Raw genomic sequence first — 21,452 nt, 5'->3', positions numbered from 1 at the left:
GAATGGCGATAGCCGGGTTAAATCGGGATTACGTTGAAGCTCGCCATCAATCCTGCCCCATGGCTGGGTCTACCACCTCTTTGGCGCGCATGCTGTGCAGGGAAATGATCAGCAGCGCCAGGCCTATCAGCAACATGCCTAGGATTTCCCCAGGAGTGGGTGTCTCACCCAATTGCAGCCAGGCCGCCAGCACCCCTATCACCGGAGCCAGCAAGGAAGTCATGCTGGCAATCCCCGCAGGCAGATGCTGCAAGGCATATAACCAGAGCAGCCAGGCCAGCGCATTGCACAGCACAGCATTGAACAGCACCGCGCCTATGAAGTTGGGCGTCCAGTTGATCGGCCCAGCAGGCACCATAAAGGCCACCACCACCAGCGGCAATGAGCCAAATAGCATTTGCCAGGCAGTCAGTGACATCAGGTCCATATCCGGCACACGCTGATGCAGCTTCTTGGCAACAATCACCGAAATGGCCCAGAACACACCACCCAGAATCGCCAGCAGCATGCTGAACCAGCCTGTGCCCAGATGCAGCGGGTCCAGAATAATCACCAAACCCATCACTGAGCTCAGCACCGCAAACCACTGTGCACCGCGGATTTTTTCACCAAGCAAAGGCCAGGCCAGCACCATCACCCAGAACGGCATGGTGTAGGTCAGCACGGCGGTCTTACCCGCACCCCCTTCCACCAGCGCCCAGATAATCATGCCGGTAAAGCCACAGGTTTGCAGCACGCCCAGCAATATCAGGTAGGCAGCTCGCGCGGCTTCAGCGGCTTGCGCATAATCAACAGCAGCGCAAACAAACACAGCGCACCATAGAAAGTACGCATGGCGGCAAACTGGAAAGCCCCGGCAAACTCCAGCGCGTGCTTCATCACCACCCAGTTATAGCCCCAGAGCAAGGCCAGCACAATCAGCGCGGCGAAGGCACGTAAGGTGTTTTGCCCGTGTGGGCTTGCTGCGTTCATGGTGAGTCCTGACTTTCCTGCCACATTCATACCGCCATCATGCCATTTTCTGGCCTGGCAGCTTTCTTGTATTGCTGTTATTGCTATGTTTAACGCTTAGTTCCAGATATGGCTCAGCACTTTCCAGCTGCCATCGGCTTGCTTGCGGTAGAGCAAGTGCACATTGCCACTGAAGTTCTGACGTTCACCCTGCGCATCTACCACCGCAGCGCTCCAATGACCACGTTGATGCGCAAGATTGCCATCAACACCTGCCTCCAGCAGCTCCAGCTTATGGTCGATAATGCCTTGACCTATGGAGGTTTTCCAGAAGGAAACCAGCGCGGCCTTGCCAGTGATCTGGGCAGCACCTGCGGGCAATACAGTGCCTGCGTCGTCATAGTAGGAAGCCACCAGTTCGTGATCCTTGGCATTGAAGGCATTGTCCCAGGCTTGGTTCAGGCTGAGGGCGGTGGCTTTGAAGTCTGCTGCGGTCATATTGCTTCCTTTGAGGGTTTATATAGAGGGGATGCTAAAAACTAAAATCAATTCCAGGTATGGGTAAGAATCTTCCAGCTACCATCCTGCTGCTGCTTGTAGAGCAAATGCAGATTGCCGCTGAATTCCTTAGGCTCTGCGTCCGGGGCCTTGAGTACTGCACTCCACTTGGCGCGCTGATAGATAGTGCCGCCGACAATGCCGGTTTCCACAGTGGTGATCTTGTGCTCGCTCAAACCCTTGGCAAACAGGCCAGACCAGAAATCGGCAATGCCTGGCTGCCCACTACTTGCTCGCCACCTGCGGGTAACAAGCTGCCATGTTCATCATAGTAAGAGGCGATAGTGCCTGCGGAGGCCTGGGCAAAGGCTTCGTCCCAGGCTGCATTCAGCTTGCCCACCAGGGCACGCGCTTCTTCTTCGTCAGGCTTGCTATGGCATTGATACCAAAGCGCCCCGCCTATACCGAGCACGACCAACAGGATAATGACGATAATGCTTTTGCTGTTATTCATGGTGTATCCCTTTATCTTAAGTTTTAGATCTTGGTTTTAGATTCTGAGCTTGCTGCAAACCATTTTGAAACGACTGCAAGTCGCCTAAAGGCCAGCACCATCCGGCGCGTCAAAGGCCACTATGCCTGCATCCAGCTTGTGTAGGATGCCATTCAGCAGACTACGTTCATCTTCACTCACCGCGGCCATGCACAAACGCAGCCTGGAGTAATAATCTGGCATCACCTGATCGAGCTTGGCCTGGCCTTGTTCGGTGAGTTTGATAGACACTTTGCGCCTGTCATCCTTATCGAATACGCGTTCTACCAGCTGCTCACGCTCCAGGCCATCTATCAGGCCCGTCATGGTGGGGCGGCTAACCCCGGCTTTCTCTGCCAATACCGAAGGCAATGACATATGATTGTCTTCGCGCATCAGCAGTATCAACACCCACCAGCGCCCTTGCAGCAAGCCATGCTGACTGAGGCAGGCATCCAGCGCCATGGAGAGATCGCTTGCCACGCGCAAAAGCTGCAGGAAAGAAGTGATGGCACTGGTATCTGCCTCGGGATAGCGGGCGGAGAATTTTTCCAGTACTACCTGGCTGGGGAGGTCACGGAGTTGTAACATAATTAGTTAAATTATAGTTAGCCGACTAATCATGTCAAGTAGCACTGTTAAGATTTTTATCCTTCAGTTGTGCAAATCTGGCTAAGTGGTGTGCAAGGACAGGGGTGATACATTTGTGCTTGGCGCATCTTTGATAGTGGGAGTGCTAATTGCCTTGTCCCTTGCTGCCGCGAGCGAGAGCAGGGGTCAAGACCACCAAACCTCCAGACATAACCACCCTCACCCCAAGCTTTTCCCCTATCCCCTCAAATATTTAACCCTCCTCCATTAAGGTGTATATTGGAATCACCCCCAATAAAAACAGCAGGAGGAGACCATGAAAACTGTAAGCCAGATTCTGGAAACCAAGGGCAGCACCATCTATTCCGTCGCACCGGAAAGCCTGGTTTATGATGCCTTGCTCATAATGGCGGAACACCATATCGGCGCCCTGGTGGTCATGCACAGGGACAAGATGGTGGGTATTTTCTCAGAGCGGGATTACGCGCGTGAGGTGGTGATCAAGGGCAAGACTTCCAAGACCACAACTGTGGGAGACGTTATGTCGGTGCAACTGATTACCGTCACCCCGGATGACAGCATAGATCACTGTATGAACTTGATGTCAGGCAAGCGCATACGCCACTTGCCAGTGCTAGATGGCGAAAAGCTGGTAGGCCTGCTTTCCATAGGTGATCTGGTCAAGGAAACGATTGCCTATCAGGAGTTTCTGATCAAGCAGCTGGAAAGTTATATCCAGAGCTAGGTTTTATCCCCACAACCAGCCAGCACAAAGGCAAAAGAGCTAGCAAGCGCTAGCTCTTTTGTTATTTGCCAAGCTCAATTTTAAGCGTTAAGCCTTGGTTTCAGCGCTGCCACCTTCCCAGGCATTATGGTTAAAGCTCGCCACAGCCTCATCCATTTCCTGACGCAAGGTATTCTGCAAATCCTGACGTGAGCGCACGCTATGCGAAACGATTTTCTGCATGTCGGTATGAATAGGATGAATATCGCGCATCATTTTTTCATCATGCTGACGGAAGCGCCAAGCGGTTCTATGTGCCTGGAACGGGGTGTAACCCGTTTCACGCAAAGCCAGCTCGCCCAGGTTCACCGCATCAAGGAAGGTTTCGCGCACGCTGTCTATCCCTAAGTCCATATAGTCGAAGACATAGGTACGGTTGCGCGCCCGCGCGAGTATTTTCACTTCTGGATAATGCTGACGCACATAGCGTGCGGTTTCCAGCGCTTCCTCGGCGTTATCGATGGCCAGGATCAGAATCTTGGCCTGGGCAATACCCGCCGCTCTCAGCACATCCGGGCGGGTGATATCGCCGTAATAGGCGCGATAGCCGAAATTACGCATCAGCTCTATCTGGTTGGGGTCATGCTCAATCACTGTGGGCGCTATGCCTGCACTGGTCAGCAAGCGCGTGATGATCTGACCTACGCGGCCAAAGCCTGCAACGATAATAGGCCTGGCCTCTTCAAACTCGTCATGGCCTTTATCACGCCCGCGCTGATTAAGCCTGCGCCTATACAGCATGTTGTAACCCAGCAACAGCAAGGGCGTGGTGACCATGGAAAGCGCGACCACGGAGTTGAGCAAGGCACTTTGTTCAAAACCTATGACCTTGGCATCCAGCGCCGCACCAAAAATCACAAAGGCAAATTCACCCACCTGCGACAAGGTGACGGCAAACATCAGGCCGCCTGCATTGCCCAACTTGAATATCTTGGCCAGGCCAAATAGCAGGGCCAGCTTGATGGCGACAAAGCCCAAGGCCAGCCCAACGATCAGCCAGGGCTGTTGCATGACGATATCCAGGTTGACCGACATGCCTACCGAGATAAAGAACAGCCCCAGCAGCAAGCCCTTGAATGGTTCTATATCCAGCTCCAGCTCCTGCCTGTATTCAGAATCGGCCAGCATTACCCCGGCGATAAATGCACCCAGCGCCATGGACAGGCCCACCAGTGTCATAAGGATGGAAACCCCTATGATCAGCAGCAAAGCAAAGGCAATAAAGATCTCGCGCAAGCCAGTATTGGCGATATAGCGCAATACCGGGCGCAGCAGATATTTGCCGCTCAGCACCAGCAACACCACCAGGGATACCGCCTTGAGTATGGCCAGCCAATCCATATGCACGCCTTGCGAGGTTTGCTCGCCGGGCGCAATCACCAGCAACAGGATCATCAAGGGAATCACCGCCAAGTCCTGGAACAGCAATACCGAGAAGGCCGAGCGACCATCAGGGCGGTTCAGCGCGCCCTGCTCTCCCAGTATCTGCATGGCAATTGCCGTGGATGACATTGCCACACCCATGCCTGCCACCAGTGCCAGACGCCAATCCAGCCCCAGCCCCGCACCCAGACCAAACACCACCCCGCCAGTGAGCAGCACTTGCAGGCCGCCCATGCCGAAGATAGGCAGTTTTAGTTCCATCAGCTTATCCGGCTCTATCTCCAGACCGATGAGGAACAGCATCATCACCACACCAAATTCCGAGAAGTGCATTACGGTCTCGGTATCGGCCACCAGCCCCAGAACCCAGGGACCTATGATAATGCCCGCGAATAGATAACCCAGCACCGAGCCCAGGCCTATGCGCCGGAACACAGGTACTGCCAGCACGGCTGCGCCCAGATAGATGGCGCTCTCTAGTAGCAAGGAAGGGATATGCGCTTCAGCCATGCTCAGCCCTCCTCGGCCAAAGGTGCAAGATATTGTGCAGATTCCGCCTGCAGGCTATCTACTACTGGCGGCAGCTCGCCCGCCACAAGACGGCTTAGCCAGACGGCATAGGTTTCTGCCTGTTGCTGTAGGTATTCATCGCTCAGTGTATCTGCGGCTTGCGTCAGAAACGGTTGCAGATAGGGCATCTGGCACAAGCGGGCCGCCTGCTCGAAAGGCCGTAGCAATTCCGCCAGCGTGAACTGGTTGTAGCCACGGCGCTGATAAACACTATCGGAACCGCCAGTGGAAATGGCATGCACCCAGGGTTTACCCGTGAGCACATTCTCGCCTTCGCCATAGGCCCAGCCATAGCTCAGCACGGTATCCAGCCAGTTCTTCAGCAAGGGCGGGCAGGAGTACCAATAGAGCGGATGCTGAAACACCACTAGTTCATGCTGCTCCACCAGTGCTTGTTCGGCTCGCATATCTATCATCTGCTCTGGATATCGCGCATAGAGATCATGCACGGTCACACCTGCACAGCCTTGTGCGGCTTGCAGCAGTTTTTTATTGACGCGGGAAGTCTCCAGGGTGGGATGTGCCAGCAGCAGTAATACCTGATTGGTCATGAATTACTCGCCGATGATCTTGACCAGCACACGCTTGTTGCGGCGGCCATCAAACTCGCCGTAGAAAATCTGTTCCCAGGGGCCGAAATCAAGCTGGCCATTGGTTACCGCCACCACCACCTCGCGGCCCATGACCTGACGCTTCATATGCGCATCGGCATTATCTTCCCCGGTATCGTTGTGCCTGTAATTGCGTATGGGTTCATGCGGTGCCAGGCGCTCCAGCCAGTCTTTGTAATCGTGATGCAGACCGGATTCGTCATCGTTGATAAAGACGCTAGCGGTGATATGCATGGCATTCACCAGCACCAGGCCCTCACGTATGCCACTCTCGCGCAAACAGGCCTGGATTTCCTGGGTGATATTGGTGAAATGCATGCGGGCAGGCGCGTTGAACCACAATTCTTTACGAAAACTTTTCATGCTGGAAACCCCTAAAAATGACTATGCAGGAAATTATAGCGTGCGACTGTTGTCATTGAGTCTAGCGCGTAGGCAAATTTGCAGATGCTGGAAGTTTTAGTGACTAGCTTTGATATTGCGCTGTGCTACTCTGCTTAAGCACTCAGCCTAGTCACCCGGCTTTGCAATTAGCAGTTAATTAGGTTACAAAGAATCTCATCCGTATCTACATTTCCACCAATCTAAGGAGAAACAAGTGAGTGACAAGATTTTCATGCGCGTCGGTGAAGCCTGGTAGCAGGCGGCCCTCCGGGTACGGCTGCAGAGCCAGAAGTCATCATCGGCGAAATGGATGGGCCTATGGGCACTGCCTTTGGCACCCTGCTGGGCGACCAGGTCAAAGGCCATTCACGCGTGCTGGCAATTCTCAACACCGACATCATGGTACGTCCGGCCACCATTATGGTGAGCAAGGTAACGGTCAAGAATGAGCGTTACACCAACATCCTCATGGGCACGGTGCAAGCCGCGATTGCCAATGGCGTACTGGATGCGGTGCGTAATGGTGATATTCCCAAGGAAAAAGCCAATGACCTCGGCATTATCGTTTCCGTCTGGCTCAACCCTATTGTCGTTGAGCAAGACAATCTTGATCACAAGATACTGTTCGACATCCACCGTAAAGCCACAGCCAATGCCATTCACAAGGCCATGAGCAACAAGCCCGATATCGACTGGCTGCTGGAAAACCAGGAAAAGATTGTGCACAAATACTTCCAGATGGGCCTGGATGGCAAGATCTAAGCTTGGAAAGATCTAAAGCACGCAAGATTCAAACTCTGCTATAAAGCAATCAGGCGCTAGGCTGATGTTTCAGCTTAGCGCCTCTCAACAATAAGGACACGCATGGCGATAGCGAGTTTTCAGTTAGCACAGGACAGTGAGGGAAAGAAGCGCATCTCTCTGCACGGCCAATGGTCGTTGCGGGAGATGGATAACGACTTTGCCCAGCTGCGCCAGGCACTGAAACCGCATTTTGCCAATCAAGACCTGCACTGGGACTTAAGCGAAGTTGAACAGCTAGACACCGCAGGGGCCGCCGTACTGTGGAATGGCTGGCAAGGCAAGCTGGATAATAAGACTGGCCTTAGCGAAGAGCAGAACCACTTATTCCAGACACTGGGCGAAATCAATGCCCAGGCCACGGAAAAACCTAAATCTGGTTTTGACCCGCTGACCCTGATCGCGGCCTGGGGCAAGCTCACCATCTTCCTCAGCAGCCATATCACCGATTTTGTGCGCCTGACTGGTTTGCTGGTGATAGAGCTGGCGTATTTAATCCGCAGGCCACAAGATTTCCCCTGGCGCGAATTCAGCGCCAATATCTATAAGAGTGGCGTCACCGCCCTGCCTGTCACCGCCCTGCTCGGCATGATGATAGGCATAGCCATGAGTTATCTGATGGCAACCCAATTACGTACTTTTGGTGCCGATATCTTTATCGTCAACATTCTGGGGCTGGCCGTGATACGCGAATTAGGCCCTATTCTTATGGCAGTGCTGGTTGCCGGGCGCTCGGGCTCTGCCATGACCGCACAGATAGGTGTGATGCGCGTGACTGAAGAAATTGATGCGCTGGCCGTCATGGGTATCTCGCGCATACTGCGCGTGGTGTTGCCCAAGGTGCTGGGCCTGACCTTTATTGCCCCCATGCTGGTGATCTGGACCTCAGTATGGGCGCTGCTGGGCGGCGCATTCTCCGCCAATATGGAGCTGGGCCTGGGCTTCCGCTTCTTCTTTGATTACCTTGCCACCGTGGTACAGCCTGTCAACCTGACCTTAAGCCTGATCAAAGGCGTTATGTTTGGTTTTGTGGTGGCCGTGGTGGCCTGTCATTTCGGTCTGCGCATCAAGCCCAATACCGAGAGCCTGAGCCGCAGCACCACCAGCTCTGTGGTCACTGCCATCACCTGCGTCATCTTGATTGATGCCGTGTTTGCCATCCTCACCAGCGGCATAGGGGTATAGCCCATGAGCCGAGCCATTTGCGATATCCGCAAGGTCTGGACTGTGTTTGGCAGCAATGTCGTGCATGAGAATCTGGACCTCACCATCAATGCCGGGGAAGTGGTTTCGCTGGTTGGTGGCTCGGGCAGCGGCAAGACCACGCTGCTGCGGCATATTGTCGGCCTGACCCGGCCCAGCAAGGGCGAGGTGCTGCTGTTTGGCAAGAATCTGCACGAGATGCCGCGCATCCCGCAACAACGCCTGATGAATCGGCTGGGCATGTTGTTCCAGCAGGGGGCTTTGTTTTCTGCGCTCAGTGTGTTTGACAATATTGCCTTCCCGCTGCGCGAGCTACGCCAATTCGATGAAGCCACCATACGCCAGCTGGTGCTGCACAAACTCTCACTGGTTGAGATGGAGCCAGACACTGGCTCGCGCCTGCCTTCACAGCTTTCCGGCGGCATGATCAAACGCGTGGCGCTGGCGCGCGCCCTGGCGCTGGAACCAGAACTGCTGTTGCTGGATGAACCTACCGCCGGGCTGGACCCAGAGCGTAGCGAGAAATTTGTGGAGCTGATCAAAGACATCAAGCAGGCGCTGGGGCTGACCGTGATTTTCGTCACCCACGATCTGGATACCCTGGTTTCTCTTTCAGACCGCGTGGCCGTGCTCGCCGATAAACGCATCGTTGCCAATTGCACGCTGCAGGAACTTGAGCATATAGACCACCCCTTTGTGCAAAACTTTTTCCAGGGCATCCGTGTCCGATTGGAAAGAACAGGATAATTTATGGAAAATCGCGCGCATGCCATCGCCGTTGGCATCATCACCCTGATCCTGATCACCATCCTGGTATTTGCCTTCTGGTGGCTCAGTGGCAGTCGGCAGGCACTCACCGAGTACAAGATTATCTCCAAGCAACCCGTGACTGGCCTCAGTGCCGAGGCCTCGGTCAAGTTCCGAGGCGTCAATGTCGGCAAGGTTAACAACATTGCATTGGACCCAGACTCGCAATCTTCCATCGAAATCAGCATACGCGTGGATGACAAGCTGCATCTGACCAAGGAAACCTACGCCGAACTGCGCGCCCAAGGCGTGACTGGCCTTGCTTATATAGACCTCAACGACCCTGATGGTAGCGGGCCACAACTGCCTGCGGGTTCGCTCATCACCATGCGCCCCTCCCTGATAGACCGCATTTCCGAGCGCGTGCCGCGCATGGTGGACAAAATAGAATCCTTTATCAACCACGCACCGCCACCATAGAACATGCCAACAGCGTCATGCACACCATAGACGTTGAATCACTGAACAAGACCCTGGGCAACCTGGAACAGGCCTCGGCAAGGCTGGGCCCCACCCTGGACTCTGCCAACAAGGCATTCAGCAAGGCCAGCCAACTCATGTCTGAGGAAAACCAGCAGCAATTCACCCAGACCTTGAGCAATCTGCAACAGGCCACGCAATCCGCCACGCCGCTATTGAATGAATTATCTGCGGCGGTGCAGGATGTACGCGGCATGACCGGAGAAATCCGCAACAGCACCAGTTTGATAGGCGAAACGCTGAATAACGAGACGCTGCCGCGCCTGAATGAATTGACTGCCACTGCCAGCGATGATGCACGCCGTTTCAGCCGCATTCTCAATCTGCTGGAAGAAAACCCGCAAAGCCTGATCTTCGGCAAGCCTGAACAACGTCCAGGCCCCGGTGAACCAGGTTTCAAACCCGCTCAATGAGGCCACCCATGCGATCCTTGACTGTCCAAATGCCAAACTTCATTGCCCTGCTTGTGTTGGCAAGCAGCCTGACTGCCTGCGTCAGCTCCATTAAGCCGGAAACCAAGCAATCCGACTTTTACGATTTTGGCCTGCAAAAGCCAGAGCAACAGGTGGATTTTGGCTTGCCGCTAGAGAGCCTGAGCGCGGTGGAAGCCGTACAGCATGGCAATATCCGTTATCGCCTGGCTTATAAAAACCCAACCCAGGTGTTTACCTATGCTGGTAGCCGCTGGTCCAGCCTGCCTGTGGAGTTATTGCGTCAGCAGATAGGCAACAACCCCAAGCCAGAAGCACGTTGCAGCCTCAAACTGCAACTGGTGGCTTTTGATCAGGTATTTGACAGCGCAAGCAGCAGCCATGGCGTAGTGCAGTTGCAAGCCAGCATTGTGGAACGTCGCACGCGCACTATCGTGGGCCAGACCTTGCTCTCAGCCCAGGCCCCGGCCAGCAGTGCAGATGCCAAAGGTGGCGTGGCTGCGCTGAACCAGGCCTCAGCCAGCGTACTGAATCAGGCGGCAGACTGGGTCAAGGCGACGGCGGCGACTCAGTCATGCCAGGCTCAGTAGTTTGACCTGCCCAGCAGCCTGACTTGTCTAGCACTCACACTCATCAGTAAGCCATCATGACGCAAGCCCGCCCGGTATTCACCGACCTCAATGGCACCATGCCTGACCCGGATAACTCCCTGCTGCCCGTGGCACCGCGGGTGGCAACCTACTCCAAAGGCTGGCAGGTGGAGCCGCACGCCCACAAGCGCGGCCAACTGATGTTTGTGACCTCGGGCAGCATGCGGGTGGAAACCGAGGATGGCTCCTGGATCACACCGCCCGGCCGTGCCTGCTGGATACCGGGCTCGGCAAGGCACAGCGTTTACTATATTCAGGCGGCGGAAATGAAGACGGTGCTGATCAGCCCGGATTTACTCGCCACCCTGCCCAAGCGCTGCTGCGTGATCAAGTTAAGCCCACTATTGCGGGAACTGGTATTGGAGGTGGTGCAGATCAGCCATGATGCCAGCTTGCAGGATCATCAATGGCGTTTGATGCAGGTGTTGATAGATCAAATCAGTCTGGCGCAGGAAGCACCGCTGTTTTTGCCTGAAGGCCGCGATCAGCGCTTGCGTCGTGTCACCGCCAGCCTGCACAGCAATCCTGGTGATGACCGCAATATCGATGATTGGTCGCATATTGCCGGGGCCAGCTCACGCACCCTGGCGCGCTTGTTCCAGAAAGAAACTGGGATGAGTTTCTCTGCCTGGCGTCAGCAACTATGCTTGATACGCGCGGTGGAAATGCTGATTGAAGGCCATAGCGTCACCAATATCGCCCTGGCGCTGGGCTATGGCAGCACAGGCAGTTTCACCAGCATGTTCTCACGGGTAATGGGGGAATCCCCCAGCAATTACCTCACGCGCTGGTCGCAAGATAAAGTTACCACTCCGCAGCAAGCCTACAACTGAGGCTGCTGGCAGCCTCAGGCAAACTCATTAGCCAGGAGTTTGCGCACTCTCTTGCTTACCCAACTGCGGGTTGCTTGTGGCATGGCCTGCTTCAGGCTGCTGCCAGCCACCACCCAGTGCACGTACCAAATCCACACTGGCACGTAGCTGGCTCACGGTGAGCGTTAACAAGGCACGCTGGGTATCTAGCGCCTGCGCCTGCGCGGTGGTGACTTCCAGATAATTGGCTGCCCCTTCGCGGTAACGGTTCATGGCAAAGTCCATGGTCTTCTGCGCGGCTTCCGCAGCGGCACGCTCGGACCTGGCCGCGGTCTGGTAGTAATTCAAACGCGCGAGATTATCTTCCACCTGCTGGAAAGCCTCCAGCACCACGCCTCTATACTTGGCACCATTTTCGTTCAGTACGGCTTCAGCCTGCTTCACCTGCGCCTTGCGCCTGCCGCCGTCAAACAGCTGGAACACCATGCTAGGCCCTATGGACCAGAAATTGCTCGGCGCGGTAAACCAGTTGCCTGTGGAGACACTCTGGTAACCAAAGGCCGCACCCAGACTCAAGGCTGGGAAGTATGCGGTCTTGGCTACCCCTATGCTGGCATTGGCCGAAGCAACACGACGCTGGGCAGCGGCAATATCCGGCCTGCGTTGCAACAGAGTAGACGGCACGCCCAAAGGAATCTCAGGCAAGGCAATCACATCCTGACGGCTGGCAATGCTGAAGCTGGAGGGTGACTCTCCCACCAGGGCCGCAATTGCATGCTCGCTTACCGCACGTTGCGCCTTGACCTGTTCCAGTTGCGAGCGTGTGGTCTCAAGCTGGGTTTCAGCCCGCGTGACATCCAGACCGGGGGCAATGCCTGCATCATGACGTGTGCGTATCAATGACAATGCTCTATCGTTGGCTTTGACGGTTTCAGCGAGGATATGCAGTTGCTGATCCAGCCCGCGCAGCACAATAAATTGATCCGCCAGCTGCGCTTGCAGGCTCAAGCGTGCGGATTCCAGATCTGCCTCGGCCGCCGCAGCCTCGGCTTCACCCGCCTTGACGGTATTGCGCACGCGGCCCCACAAATCCAGTTCATAACTGGCCTGTAAACCCAGGCTATAGGCTGAGTAAGTTGGCGCTATATTGGCATTGGGCGGCACCAAGGGACGGTGTTCAGAGACACGGTTGCGGCCCGCCTGACCATTGCTGGAAAGGCTGGGGAACAGCGCAGCCCTGGCTTGATCGGTATAGGCCTGGGCTTGCTGGTAATGCGCCAGCGCTGCCGCGAGGTTGGGATTATTCTCTATCAACCTGGTTTGCAGTTGATTCAGCTCATCATCACCAAACAAGGCCCACCAATCGCCGCGCGACAATTGGTCTGCAGGTTGCGCCTGCACCCAAGGCGCGGTTTCCTTGTAGCTGGCAGCCACTGGCACCTCGGGGATTTTCAGTTCAGGCGCAAAAGAGCAAGCGCTTACCATAGCCAGCAGGCTCAGGCCTGCCACCTGCTTGAGTGCACTCATGGCTGTGCCACCTTAACCTGCAAGCCGTTGCTGATGTCATCGGGCGGGCTGTCCACCAGCTTATCTTCCGCGCTGATGCCTGAGCTTAGCTCTATGGTGCGGCCCAAATCACGGGCGATGGTGACATCCTTGAGCACAATCTTGTTATCCGCACCCAAGGTGGCCACGCGCAAACCATCCTGACGCACAATCAGGGCGCTGGCAGGAATACTCAGGCTATTGCCTTGCACTGGCAGCTCCAGAGATACGCGGGCAAAGCCGCCTGGCATCAAATCGCCTTCAGCATTGGGCACCATAAACTGGAACAAGGTAGTGCCAGAAGCGGCATCGACAGACTGCGCCGAAGCAACCAAAGTGCCTTGATAGGTTTTGCCGGGCTGGCCAGGAATACTTACCTTGGCAATCGTGCCCTTGCCTATGGCCGGGGCGTAGTTTTGTGGCACGTTAACGTAGAGGCGTAGCTTGCGGGTATCGGACACCACAAACAGCGGCAATCCGGCTGAGCTGCAACGTTGATCAGGGCACCGACATCGGTGGAACGCGCGGTGACCACGCCATCAAATGGCGCCACCAGCTTGGTGAAGCCCTTGTTGGCCTGAATCCGATCCAGATTGGCTTGCGCTGCCTGCAGAATGGCCTGCTTGGCGGCATAGTCACCTGTGCGCTCGTCGACTTCCTGCCGGGAGACAGAATCACTGCCCAGCATGGACTGCCAGCGCTTGGCCGTCGTGCCTGCCAGTTCGGCATTGACCCGCGCACTGGCGACATCGGCCTTGGCTTGCAGGATTTGTTGATCCAGATCCGGTGTCTCGATTTCACCCAGCACCTGACCCGCCTTAACCTGACTGCCGATATCTGCACTCCAGCTTTTCAGATAACCACTGGCACGTGCATACAAAGGCGCACGCGCAAAGGCTTCCAGCCGCGCGGGCAATTCCAGATTGCGGGCATTGCTGTCGCTGCTTGGGCTGATCAGGGTCACCGAAGGAATGGCCTGTTCATCGGTCCACTGTTCCAGCTCCCTATGCTCCTTGGCACGGCTGGTAATTCCATACACCAGAATGGCACCGGCCAGCAGGACCAATACCAGGCCTCCCTTGCGCACCAGGCGGCGCGATGCTGAACGATCAGATGACATTGACTTCTCCATGACTAGCACTCTCTAAAGAACTTTTACGATATTTTGCATGCACCATGCTGAACACCACGGGCACAAACACCAGCGTGGTAATCGTGGCAAACAACAGCCCGCCAATCACGGCACGACCCAGCGGCGCATTCTGCTCACCACCCTCGCCCAGGCCCAAAGCCATGGGGGCCATGCCTATCATCATAGCGAGCGCGGTCATTAACACCGGACGGAAGCGCACAAAGCCAGCTTCAATCGCAGCCTCTGTCGCATTGCCGAGCTCGGCCAGACGCTCCCGCGCAAAGCTGATCACCAGCACGCTATTCGCGGTGGCCACGCCCATACACATGATGGCCCCGGTCAAGGCTGGCACCGAAAGCGGCGTGAAGCTGGCAAACAACATCCAGATAATGCCGGCAATTGCCGCTGGCAAGGCGCTGATAATGACGAAGGAGTCACTCCAGGACTGGAAGTTCACCACAATCAACAGGTAAATCAAGACGATAGCGCCTACCAGACCAAACAGCAGGCCGGAGAACGCACTTTCCATGGTCTGCACCTGACCCAGCAAGGCAATGCTGGAACCCTTGGGCACGCTATCGGCATGCTCGGCCAGTATGCTGCGTATTTCCTTGGCCACGGCCCCCAGATCACGGCTTGAGTCGTGGCGTTGATCTGTATCATGGGCTGAATGTCATATTGGCTCACCAGCGCATTGGCATTGCTGCGCGAGAAGGTCGCCAGGCCGCCCAGTATCTGTGGTGCAGCCCCAGCCACCGTGCCATTGAGTGGCAGGTTTTCCAATGCGGACATGCTATCCATGCGGTATTGCGGTGTCTGCATCACAATCGGGTAAGACACGCCGTTATCCGGGTTAAGCCAGAAGGTCGGCGCCACCTGGCTGCTACCTGCCAGCGTCACCACCATATTATTGGTGATATCGCGGGTATTCAGCCCGACTTCCTGCGCACGTGATCTATCGATATCGACGTTCAATACCGGGTTTTTGCGTGATTGCTGTATGCGTACATCGGCAATACCGGGCACTTTGCGTATCTGCGCCACCAGCATATTGGCGTAATCAAAATTGGCGGCGGTATTGGCCCCGCGTATCTGCAAATCAATAGGCGCAGGTGAGCCAAAATTAAGAATCTGGCTGACGATATCCGCAGGCGGGAAGGAGAAGGTGGTATCCGGGAACTGGCGTGGCAATTGCTCACGCAACAGCTTGATATATTCCGCTGTCGGCCTGTGCTCCTCGGTCAGCGCAATCTGAATATCGCCATCCTGCACGCCCATCACCCCGGTGTTGTTATAGGTGAGGTTGATGGAGCTGATAGGCAGGCCAATATTGTCCACCAGCGTGGCAATTTCATGCTCGGGGATAATCTTGCGTATGGCCGACTGGATATTGGCAAAGCGCGCTGCGGTATCCTCAAGACGTGTTCCCACAGGCACACGCACATGCATGAGTATCTGCCCGCCATCGACGGCCGGGAAGAAATTGCGGCCGAGGAAAGGCACCAGCGCAAAGCTCAACAGCACAAAGGCCATAAAGCCCACAACAAACTTCTTGCGGTTTTCCAGCGCCAGTTCCAGCACGCCCTTGTAACCGCTGCGGAAGCGCTCAAACCTGGCTTCAAAACCACGCTGGAAATTGACCAAAGGGTTACGACTTGGTGGCAGAGCGTCATTATGCCCGTGCAAATCGGTATGCGGCGCATGCGGCTTGAGCAAATACTTGGACATGGTGGGCACCAGGGTGCGCGAGAGGATGAAGGAGCTCACCATCGCAAACATCACCGATTCCGCCATGGGCACAAACAGGAAGCGTGACACGCCCTCAAGGAAGAACATGGGCACAAACACAATACAGATACACAGCAGCGAAACAAACGCAGGGGTCACAATCTGACGTGCACCATCAAGAATCGCAGGCTCCACTTCCTTGCCTTGTTCCAGATGCCAGTTGATGTTCTCTATGGTGACAGTCGCGTCATCCACCAGAATACCCACCGCCAGCGCCAGACCACCCAAGGTCATGATATTGAGCGTTTCGCCAGCCAGGGCCAAACCAGCCACCGCCCCCATGATGGAGAGTGGAATGGAGACGGCAATAATCACCGTAGAGCGCCAGCTCCCGAGGAACAGCAGAATCATGACGCTGGTCAGGGCCGCCGCAATACAACCTTCCAGCACCACGCCCTTGATGGCGGCACTAACAAAGATGGATTGGTCATTGATGGGCCTGACTTCCAGCTCATCCGGCAAGGTTGGTTTGATTTCTTCCAGTTTATCCTTGATGCCCGCCACAATTGCCAGCGTTGAAGTAGCGCCGTTCTTGAGCACAGACATCAGCACCGAACGTGCGCCATCCACGTGCACCAGATTGGTCTGCGGCGGACTACCGTCACGCACCTGGGCCACATCGCGGATATAGACCGTGGCGCCATTCACCACCTTGACTGGCAGATTGCCCAGCTCTTCCAGCGCTGAAGGCGCGTTATTGAGCTGCACTGTATATTCAAAATTGCCTATCTTCTGCGTACCCACGGGCAAGATAAGATTCTGCGCCGCCAGTGCATTGGCGACATCCTGGCCGGAAAGCCCGCGCGCCTGCATGGCATCGGGGTCCAGATCAATCTGCACCTGACGGGTTTTGCCACCAAAGGGGTAAGGAATAGCCGCACCCGGCACCGAGACCAGGCGGGTACGCACTGCGTTCATGCCCAAATCGGCGAGGTTTTGTTCAGTCAGGCCTTTGCCTGCCAGCGCCAATTGCAAAATAGGCACGGTAGAGGCGTTGTAGTTGAGGATCAGCGGTGGCTGGGTGCCAGGCGGCAACTGGCGCAGCAGCGTTTGCGATACGGCCGTCACCTGAGCATTGGCGGTGGCGATATTGACGCCGGGCTGGAAGAAAATCTTGACGATGCCAAACCCGGTATAGGAATTGGATTCGATATGCTCAATGTCATTCACCGTGGTGGTCAGCGTACGCTGGAACGGTGTCAGCATGCGGCCCGTAACCTGATCTGGCGACATGCCTGTGTACTGCCAGGCCACCGCAATCACAGGAATGCGGATTTCCGGGAAGATGTCGGTGGGCATGCGCAGGGCCGAAAGTATGCCTGCAATCATGATGATGATCGCCATGACGACGAATGTATAAGGACGCCTGAGCGCTACTTGGACTATGCCTAACATACCTAGCCTACCGTGGTGAATTTGATAAACATACTAATTTACTCAACCATTATCGTTGAGAGAGGGGGCTTGTGCTTGAGCAAACCTGCCACATTGTTACTAGAACTTGCCAAGTTTTGCCTGGCAGAATGTTGGTTTGCCAGCCTGCTTTTATTCAGTGCTGGCAAGGCTTGTGCGTTGGTTTAGGTGCTAACCAATAACGCAAGCTCTAGTTTACAAGTCCACACTTTACCTGCGATAAGGGTCATTGATTAGTGGGTATAATGCGCATGGTCTTATGAGTTAAATTCATTAATCCTGAAAGCCCTATTGATGCGCGATAATTTCAACGATCTGCATGCCTTTCTGGTGGTGGCACGCGAGCAAAGTTTTACCCGCGCCGCCGCGCAATTGGGTGTTTCCCAATCGGCGCTGAGCCATAGCGTGCGTGGCCTGGAAACCCGGCTGGGCATGCGCTTGCTGACGCGCACCACGCGCAGCGTTTCACCTACCGCCGCCGGGCAGCGCCTGATGCTGACCTTGACGCCGCGCTTTGAGGAAATTGCCGCTGAGCTGACCTCGCTGTCTGAATTGCAGCAAAAACCCGCTGGCAATATTCGTATTACCGCCGCAGAACATACGGCGCGACATGTGTTATGGCCCAAGCTCTCCAAGGTATTGGCGCACTACCCCGATATCAAGCTGGAAATCATTGTGGATTATGGTCTGGTAGATATCGTCGCTGAACGCTACGACATGGGCGTACGCCTGGGCAGCAAGGTCGCCAAGGATATGGTGGCGGTCAGAATTGCCGCAGACATGCGCATGGCCTGTGTGGCGGCCCCTGATTATCTTGAGCGATTTGGCACACCTACCCACCCGGAGCAGCTGGATCAGCACAAAGGCATTAACCTCAGGTTGCCCACCCATGGCGGGCTGTTTACCTGGGAATTTCAGCGCAACGGCCAGACCATCACCGTACGTACGGATGGCCAGCTGGTTTTCAGCAGCAGCACGCCTATACGGCAAGCCGCGCAAGAAGGTTTTGGCCTGGCTTACTTGCCTGAGGATATGGTGCTGGAATCTATCAATACAGGGCGCTTGCGCCCGGTGCTGGAGGACTGGTGGCCTTCATTCACGGGTTATCACTTGTATTACCCGAGTAGCCGCCAGCCCACCGCGGCATTTAGCATTATTGTTGATGCCTTGCGCTACAAAACCTGAGCCAGAACTACGGCCTTATGGCTTGAACCTCTGGCCTCAGGTCATGCCGCCTGGCCTTGCTTACTTCTTGGCAGGCAGATTGGCCTTGCAGTTGTTGAAGTCGTGCTTGTAGCCATCGTCCAGCGTTGCGTTTTCGCCCTCAATACTCAGCTTGGTAATGCCATTGCTGAACTGCCCTTCTGCTGACTTGCTGAGCTGCAACTCCCTATCTGGCAGCACCAGCCACACCCCGCCATCCTGCGGTTTAACGTAAAAGCGCTTACTTTTATCGCATTGGTATTCGGTAGAACCCGCCGGGCCGCGCGAGGTAGCCGTGGCATCATCATCGCCAAACGGCCAGACCTTGAAGCCGCCGCAGGCGGTCAGCCCCAGGCTGAGCAATGCAATGGCAAGCACGGCTGAAATACGTGTAAACACTGGAGTAACGCGATTGAACATGAACATACCCTGGAAAATGTACTGTAGAAATAAACGGTGAAAAGTGTAAATTGCCGCGCCTGTGCTGCACAGCGTTAATCACTAAAAAACTGAGCGCAAGATAATTTACCAAGCGCTCAACGCCAGCAGCATGCTGGCATCAAGTCGCTAGTATAAACAATCACTCAGGATGACGCCTAGTCTGCCAGATGCCCAGTCTGCCAGATGCCCAGTCTGCCAGATGCCTAGCCTGCCAGACGCATGTTGCCGAAGCGGGCGGTGAGTTGCTCTGGCGACATGGGCTTACCTAAGCCAAAGCCCTGCAACTGATCACAACCCAAACCTTGCAGGAAGGATTTTTGCGCCTCGGTTTCTACCCCCTCGGCCACAATCTGGAAATTGAGCGTATGCCCCAGCGCGATGATGGCGGAGACGATAGCGCCATCATCAAAGCCCTTGTCTTCGCCCAGGCTGCTGATGAAGCCACGGTCTATCTTCAACTCATTGGCAGGCAGGCGCTTGAGGTAAAGCAGGCTGGAGTAGCCTGTGCCAAAGTCATCGATGGATATCTTCACACCCAAGCGCGACAGCTGATGCAGGATTTCCAGCGTGGTCTTCACATTATGCATGGCGGTGGATTCAGTGATTTCCAGCGTCAGGCAGTGCGCAGGCAAGCGCCAGCGCACCAGCGTGGCCTTGACCACATCTACCAGTTTTTCATGGCAGAACTGTAGCGATGAAAGGTTGACCGCCACATGCCAGTCCTTATGACCCAGGTCATACCAGTTGCGCATCTGCTGGCAGGCCTGATCCAGCACCCACTCGCCAATTGGGATAATCAAACCAGATTTCTCTGCCAAGCTGATAAATTGATCTGGTGGTATCAGCCCCAGCTTGGGGTGTTGCCAGCGCAGCAAGGCCTCGGCACCAACTATGCTCTCGTGATTGGCCGTGAACTTGGCTGGTATTGCAGCACAAATTGTTTTTTATCCAGCGCAGAGCCCAGATCCAGCATCATATCCAGACGGCTTTGGGTATTGATATGCATGGAGGCTTCAAAGAAGTGGAAGCCATTCCGTCCCGAACGCTTGGTGTGATACATGGCGGTGTCAGCATTAATCGCCAACTCACGGTAGGTCTGACCGTTATCGGGGTAGATGGCAATGCCCAAACTGGCAGAGATGCGCAGCTCCCTGTCATTGATATTGAAAGGTTGGCTGCAGGCGAAGACGATTTTTTCTGCCACGGTGGCCGCATCTTCTGGCGCTGCCCCTTCCAGCAGCACCACAAATTCATCGCCGCCCACGCGCGCGACGGTATCTTGCGCACGCAGCAGCTTGCGCAGGCGCGCTGCGGCTTCAACCAGCAGCAAATCGCCCACATGATGCCCCAGTGAGTCGTTGATGGTCTTGAAACCATCAACGTCTATAAACATCAGGGCAAAGCTGCCTTGCTCACGGCGGGATTTATACAGTGCCTGATTCACCCTATCCTCAAGCAGTGTGCGATTAGGCAAACGCGTCAGGTGGTCATGCAGGGTTTGTTGCAGCAGTTCCTCGTTGGCTTTTTCCAGCGATTGGGCCAATTGCGCAGTACGTGCCTCCAGCCTGGCATCAAGAATAGAGACCAGCAAGGCGATTACCAGAATGCTGCTGGCGCCCATCACCACCAGTATAGTGAGATGATCCAGATTGCCGTCAGTCGCAGCACCGCACACACTGCCTATAGGAAACTGTGCCGCCGCCATGCCGGTGTAATGCATGCCACAAATCGCCACCCCCATGACCAGGGCCGCGCCCGCACGCGCAATCATCACGTGCGGCACACGTTGACGTAGCTTGAAAGCAATCCACAAAGCCGCACCCGATGCGCCTATGGCAATCAGGATGGAGAGACTGAACAGGGTGGTGTCGTAATTTGGCGCAGGCTCCATACGCATCGCTGCCATGCCGATGTAGTGCATGGCGGCAACGCCGAGGCCCATAAGTACTGCGCTGATCAACAGGCGGCTGAGTGAGAAGGAAGCCTGCACCACCTGGCGCAAGGCAAAGCCCGAAACCACAATCACCAGCAGCAAGGAAAGCAGCGTGATGGCCATGTCGTAGCCCAGCGGTATAGGCAGGCGGAAGGCCAGCATGCCGATAAAGTGCATGGACCAGATACCCACGCCCAAGGTCACCGCGCCGCCAAGCAACCACCATTGCGCACTGTTACCCCTTGCCGTGTTGATTCTTTCCACCATGTTGAGGGCGGTATAGGAAGCAAACATCGCCACCAAGAGGGAGATGATCACGAGATTGGTATCGTAAAACTCTGTCAACATGGTGTGGTCTTTAGCGTCCCAGGTTAGTCTCTAACGGTTGTCATAGCGGCTATCTTGAGCTTATCCGCTGCGAATGTTTGGAAACAAACATTCTACCGAATGGCTAGTCATTAGGGTGACTAAATCATGACTTGATTTATGAACAAACCCTGCGGAAGATA

The 21,452-nt window shown here is 55.3% G+C and carries 21 protein-coding genes and 3 pseudogenes; 9 read left to right on the top strand and 15 right to left on the bottom strand.

The genetic code is table 11. The annotated features are described in order from the left end of the window. Window positions 1-46: 46 nt before the first annotated feature. The 5 genes and pseudogenes from JCM2850_RS17170 to JCM2850_RS04725 all read right to left on the bottom strand — a co-directional run bounded on the left by JCM2850_RS17170 (window position 47) and on the right by JCM2850_RS04725 (window position 2,572). Window positions 47-972 (bottom strand): annotated as a pseudogene (locus JCM2850_RS17170) (DMT family transporter). A gap of 96 nt (window positions 973-1,068) precedes the next feature. Next, entirely contained in the window at window positions 1,069-1,449 is a 381-nt protein-coding gene (locus JCM2850_RS04735; protein ID WP_025870125.1) for a YybH family protein, read from the bottom strand. A 47-nt stretch (window positions 1,450-1,496) separates the two neighbouring features. Beyond that, a complete protein-coding gene (locus JCM2850_RS20355) occupies window positions 1,497-1,685 on the bottom strand; it encodes a Cif family virulence factor (protein WP_051525279.1) in 189 nt (62 codons plus the stop codon). Beyond that, entirely contained in the window at window positions 1,682-1,963 is a 282-nt protein-coding gene (locus JCM2850_RS20350) for a Cif family virulence factor (RefSeq protein ID WP_051525278.1), read from the bottom strand. Before JCM2850_RS20350 ends, JCM2850_RS20355 begins: the two co-directional genes overlap by 4 nt. 84 nt (window positions 1,964-2,047) lie before the next feature. Further along, a complete protein-coding gene (locus JCM2850_RS04725; RefSeq protein ID WP_025870123.1) occupies window positions 2,048-2,572 on the bottom strand; it encodes a MarR family winged helix-turn-helix transcriptional regulator in 525 nt (174 codons plus the stop codon). A 316-nt stretch (window positions 2,573-2,888) separates the two neighbouring features. On the opposite strand from JCM2850_RS04725, the gene JCM2850_RS04720 reads away from it, so the two are divergent. After that, window positions 2,889-3,317, top strand: coding sequence for a CBS domain-containing protein (locus JCM2850_RS04720; protein WP_025870121.1), 429 nt, complete (start codon window positions 2,889-2,891; stop codon window positions 3,315-3,317). 87 nt (window positions 3,318-3,404) lie between these two features. On the opposite strand, the gene JCM2850_RS04715 is transcribed toward JCM2850_RS04720, so the two are convergent. From JCM2850_RS04715 to JCM2850_RS04705, 3 genes are read right to left on the bottom strand one after another with little or no spacing between them, the layout of a single operon-like run. After that, window positions 3,405-5,249: a monovalent cation:proton antiporter-2 (CPA2) family protein gene (locus tag JCM2850_RS04715; RefSeq protein WP_025870119.1), complete on the bottom strand. Its 1,845-nt coding sequence runs from the start codon at window positions 5,247-5,249 to the stop codon at window positions 3,405-3,407. A gap of 2 nt (window positions 5,250-5,251) precedes the next feature. Next, on the bottom strand, window positions 5,252-5,860 hold the full coding sequence (locus tag JCM2850_RS04710; protein ID WP_025870117.1) for an NAD(P)H-dependent oxidoreductase: 609 nt from the start codon (window positions 5,858-5,860) through the stop codon (window positions 5,252-5,254). A gap of 3 nt (window positions 5,861-5,863) precedes the next feature. Further along, on the bottom strand, window positions 5,864-6,283 hold the full coding sequence (locus tag JCM2850_RS04705) for a secondary thiamine-phosphate synthase enzyme YjbQ (RefSeq protein WP_025870116.1): 420 nt from the start codon (window positions 6,281-6,283) through the stop codon (window positions 5,864-5,866). 235 nt (window positions 6,284-6,518) lie between these two features. Here JCM2850_RS04705 and fae point away from each other — a divergent pair. From fae to JCM2850_RS04670, 7 genes and pseudogenes are all read left to right on the top strand, one after another. Next, a pseudogene (gene fae, locus JCM2850_RS17160) lies at window positions 6,519-7,066 on the top strand (formaldehyde-activating enzyme). A 102-nt stretch (window positions 7,067-7,168) separates the two neighbouring features. Next, complete coding sequence (locus tag JCM2850_RS04695; protein ID WP_025870115.1) at window positions 7,169-8,290, top strand: ABC transporter permease; 1,122 nt, start codon at window positions 7,169-7,171, stop codon at window positions 8,288-8,290. Between the two features lie 3 nt (window positions 8,291-8,293). Then, window positions 8,294-9,055, top strand: coding sequence for an ABC transporter ATP-binding protein (locus JCM2850_RS04690; protein ID WP_025870114.1), 762 nt, complete (start codon window positions 8,294-8,296; stop codon window positions 9,053-9,055). A gap of 3 nt (window positions 9,056-9,058) precedes the next feature. Continuing rightward, window positions 9,059-9,535, top strand: a complete 477-nt coding sequence (locus JCM2850_RS20345) for an MlaD family protein (RefSeq protein ID WP_025870113.1) — start codon at window positions 9,059-9,061, stop codon at window positions 9,533-9,535. Window positions 9,536-9,552: 17 nt separating this feature from the next. Next, window positions 9,553-10,008 (top strand): MlaD family protein, encoded by a 456-nt coding sequence (locus JCM2850_RS20340; protein ID WP_025870112.1) that lies wholly within the window; start codon window positions 9,553-9,555, stop codon window positions 10,006-10,008. Window positions 10,009-10,016: 8 nt separating this feature from the next. After that, on the top strand, window positions 10,017-10,616 hold the full coding sequence (locus tag JCM2850_RS04675) for an ABC-type transport auxiliary lipoprotein family protein (protein ID WP_159105124.1): 600 nt from the start codon (window positions 10,017-10,019) through the stop codon (window positions 10,614-10,616). Between the two features lie 56 nt (window positions 10,617-10,672). Further along, window positions 10,673-11,509, top strand: a complete 837-nt coding sequence (locus JCM2850_RS04670) for an AraC family transcriptional regulator (protein ID WP_025870102.1) — start codon at window positions 10,673-10,675, stop codon at window positions 11,507-11,509. Window positions 11,510-11,536: 27 nt separating this feature from the next. Here JCM2850_RS04670 and JCM2850_RS04665 read toward each other — a convergent pair whose 3' ends face one another. From JCM2850_RS04665 to JCM2850_RS17145, 4 genes and pseudogenes are all read right to left on the bottom strand, one after another. Next, window positions 11,537-13,015: an efflux transporter outer membrane subunit gene (locus tag JCM2850_RS04665; RefSeq protein ID WP_025870100.1), complete on the bottom strand. Its 1,479-nt coding sequence runs from the start codon at window positions 13,013-13,015 to the stop codon at window positions 11,537-11,539. Beyond that, window positions 13,012-13,497 carry an efflux RND transporter periplasmic adaptor subunit gene (locus tag JCM2850_RS23345; RefSeq protein WP_267879241.1) on the bottom strand — a complete coding sequence of 162 codons (486 nt, stop codon included), beginning with the start codon at window positions 13,495-13,497 and terminating at the stop codon, window positions 13,012-13,014. Before JCM2850_RS23345 ends, JCM2850_RS04665 begins: the two co-directional genes overlap by 4 nt. Then, on the bottom strand, window positions 13,431-14,153 hold the full coding sequence (locus tag JCM2850_RS23340; RefSeq protein ID WP_267879240.1) for an efflux RND transporter periplasmic adaptor subunit: 723 nt from the start codon (window positions 14,151-14,153) through the stop codon (window positions 13,431-13,433). The genes JCM2850_RS23345 and JCM2850_RS23340 overlap by 67 nt, the downstream gene beginning before the upstream one ends. Next, window positions 14,143-17,348 (bottom strand): annotated as a pseudogene (locus JCM2850_RS17145) (efflux RND transporter permease subunit). The gene JCM2850_RS23340 and the pseudogene JCM2850_RS17145 overlap by 11 nt, the downstream one beginning before the upstream one ends. A 312-nt stretch (window positions 17,349-17,660) precedes the next feature. Between JCM2850_RS17145 and JCM2850_RS04650 the strand changes: the two are divergent. Then, window positions 17,661-18,551: a LysR family transcriptional regulator gene (locus JCM2850_RS04650; protein WP_159105123.1), complete on the top strand. Its 891-nt coding sequence runs from the start codon at window positions 17,661-17,663 to the stop codon at window positions 18,549-18,551. Window positions 18,552-18,611: 60 nt separating this feature from the next. Here the strand turns inward: JCM2850_RS04650 and JCM2850_RS20335 are convergent, their stop codons facing one another. The 3 genes from JCM2850_RS20335 to JCM2850_RS17135 all read right to left on the bottom strand — a co-directional run bounded on the left by JCM2850_RS20335 (window position 18,612) and on the right by JCM2850_RS17135 (window position 21,291). Beyond that, the gene (locus tag JCM2850_RS20335; protein ID WP_148301197.1) at window positions 18,612-18,989 is read right to left on the bottom strand and encodes a hypothetical protein; all 378 of its coding nucleotides are present in this window, start codon (window positions 18,987-18,989) and stop codon (window positions 18,612-18,614) included. Between the two features lie 224 nt (window positions 18,990-19,213). After that, complete coding sequence (locus JCM2850_RS21780; RefSeq protein ID WP_199898250.1) at window positions 19,214-19,885, bottom strand: putative bifunctional diguanylate cyclase/phosphodiesterase; 672 nt, start codon at window positions 19,883-19,885, stop codon at window positions 19,214-19,216. Between the two features lie 14 nt (window positions 19,886-19,899). Next, the gene (locus JCM2850_RS17135; protein ID WP_199898249.1) at window positions 19,900-21,291 is read right to left on the bottom strand and encodes a diguanylate cyclase domain-containing protein; all 1,392 of its coding nucleotides are present in this window, start codon (window positions 21,289-21,291) and stop codon (window positions 19,900-19,902) included. Window positions 21,292-21,452 lie beyond the last annotated feature (161 nt).

It is taken from the genome of Methylobacillus glycogenes JCM 2850 (assembly GCF_000617925.1).
Lineage (GTDB): Bacteria > Pseudomonadota > Gammaproteobacteria > Burkholderiales > Methylophilaceae > Methylobacillus > Methylobacillus glycogenes.
Note: the sequence above shows the minus strand (reverse complement) of the source record. Positions and strands in the feature narration are given on the sequence as shown.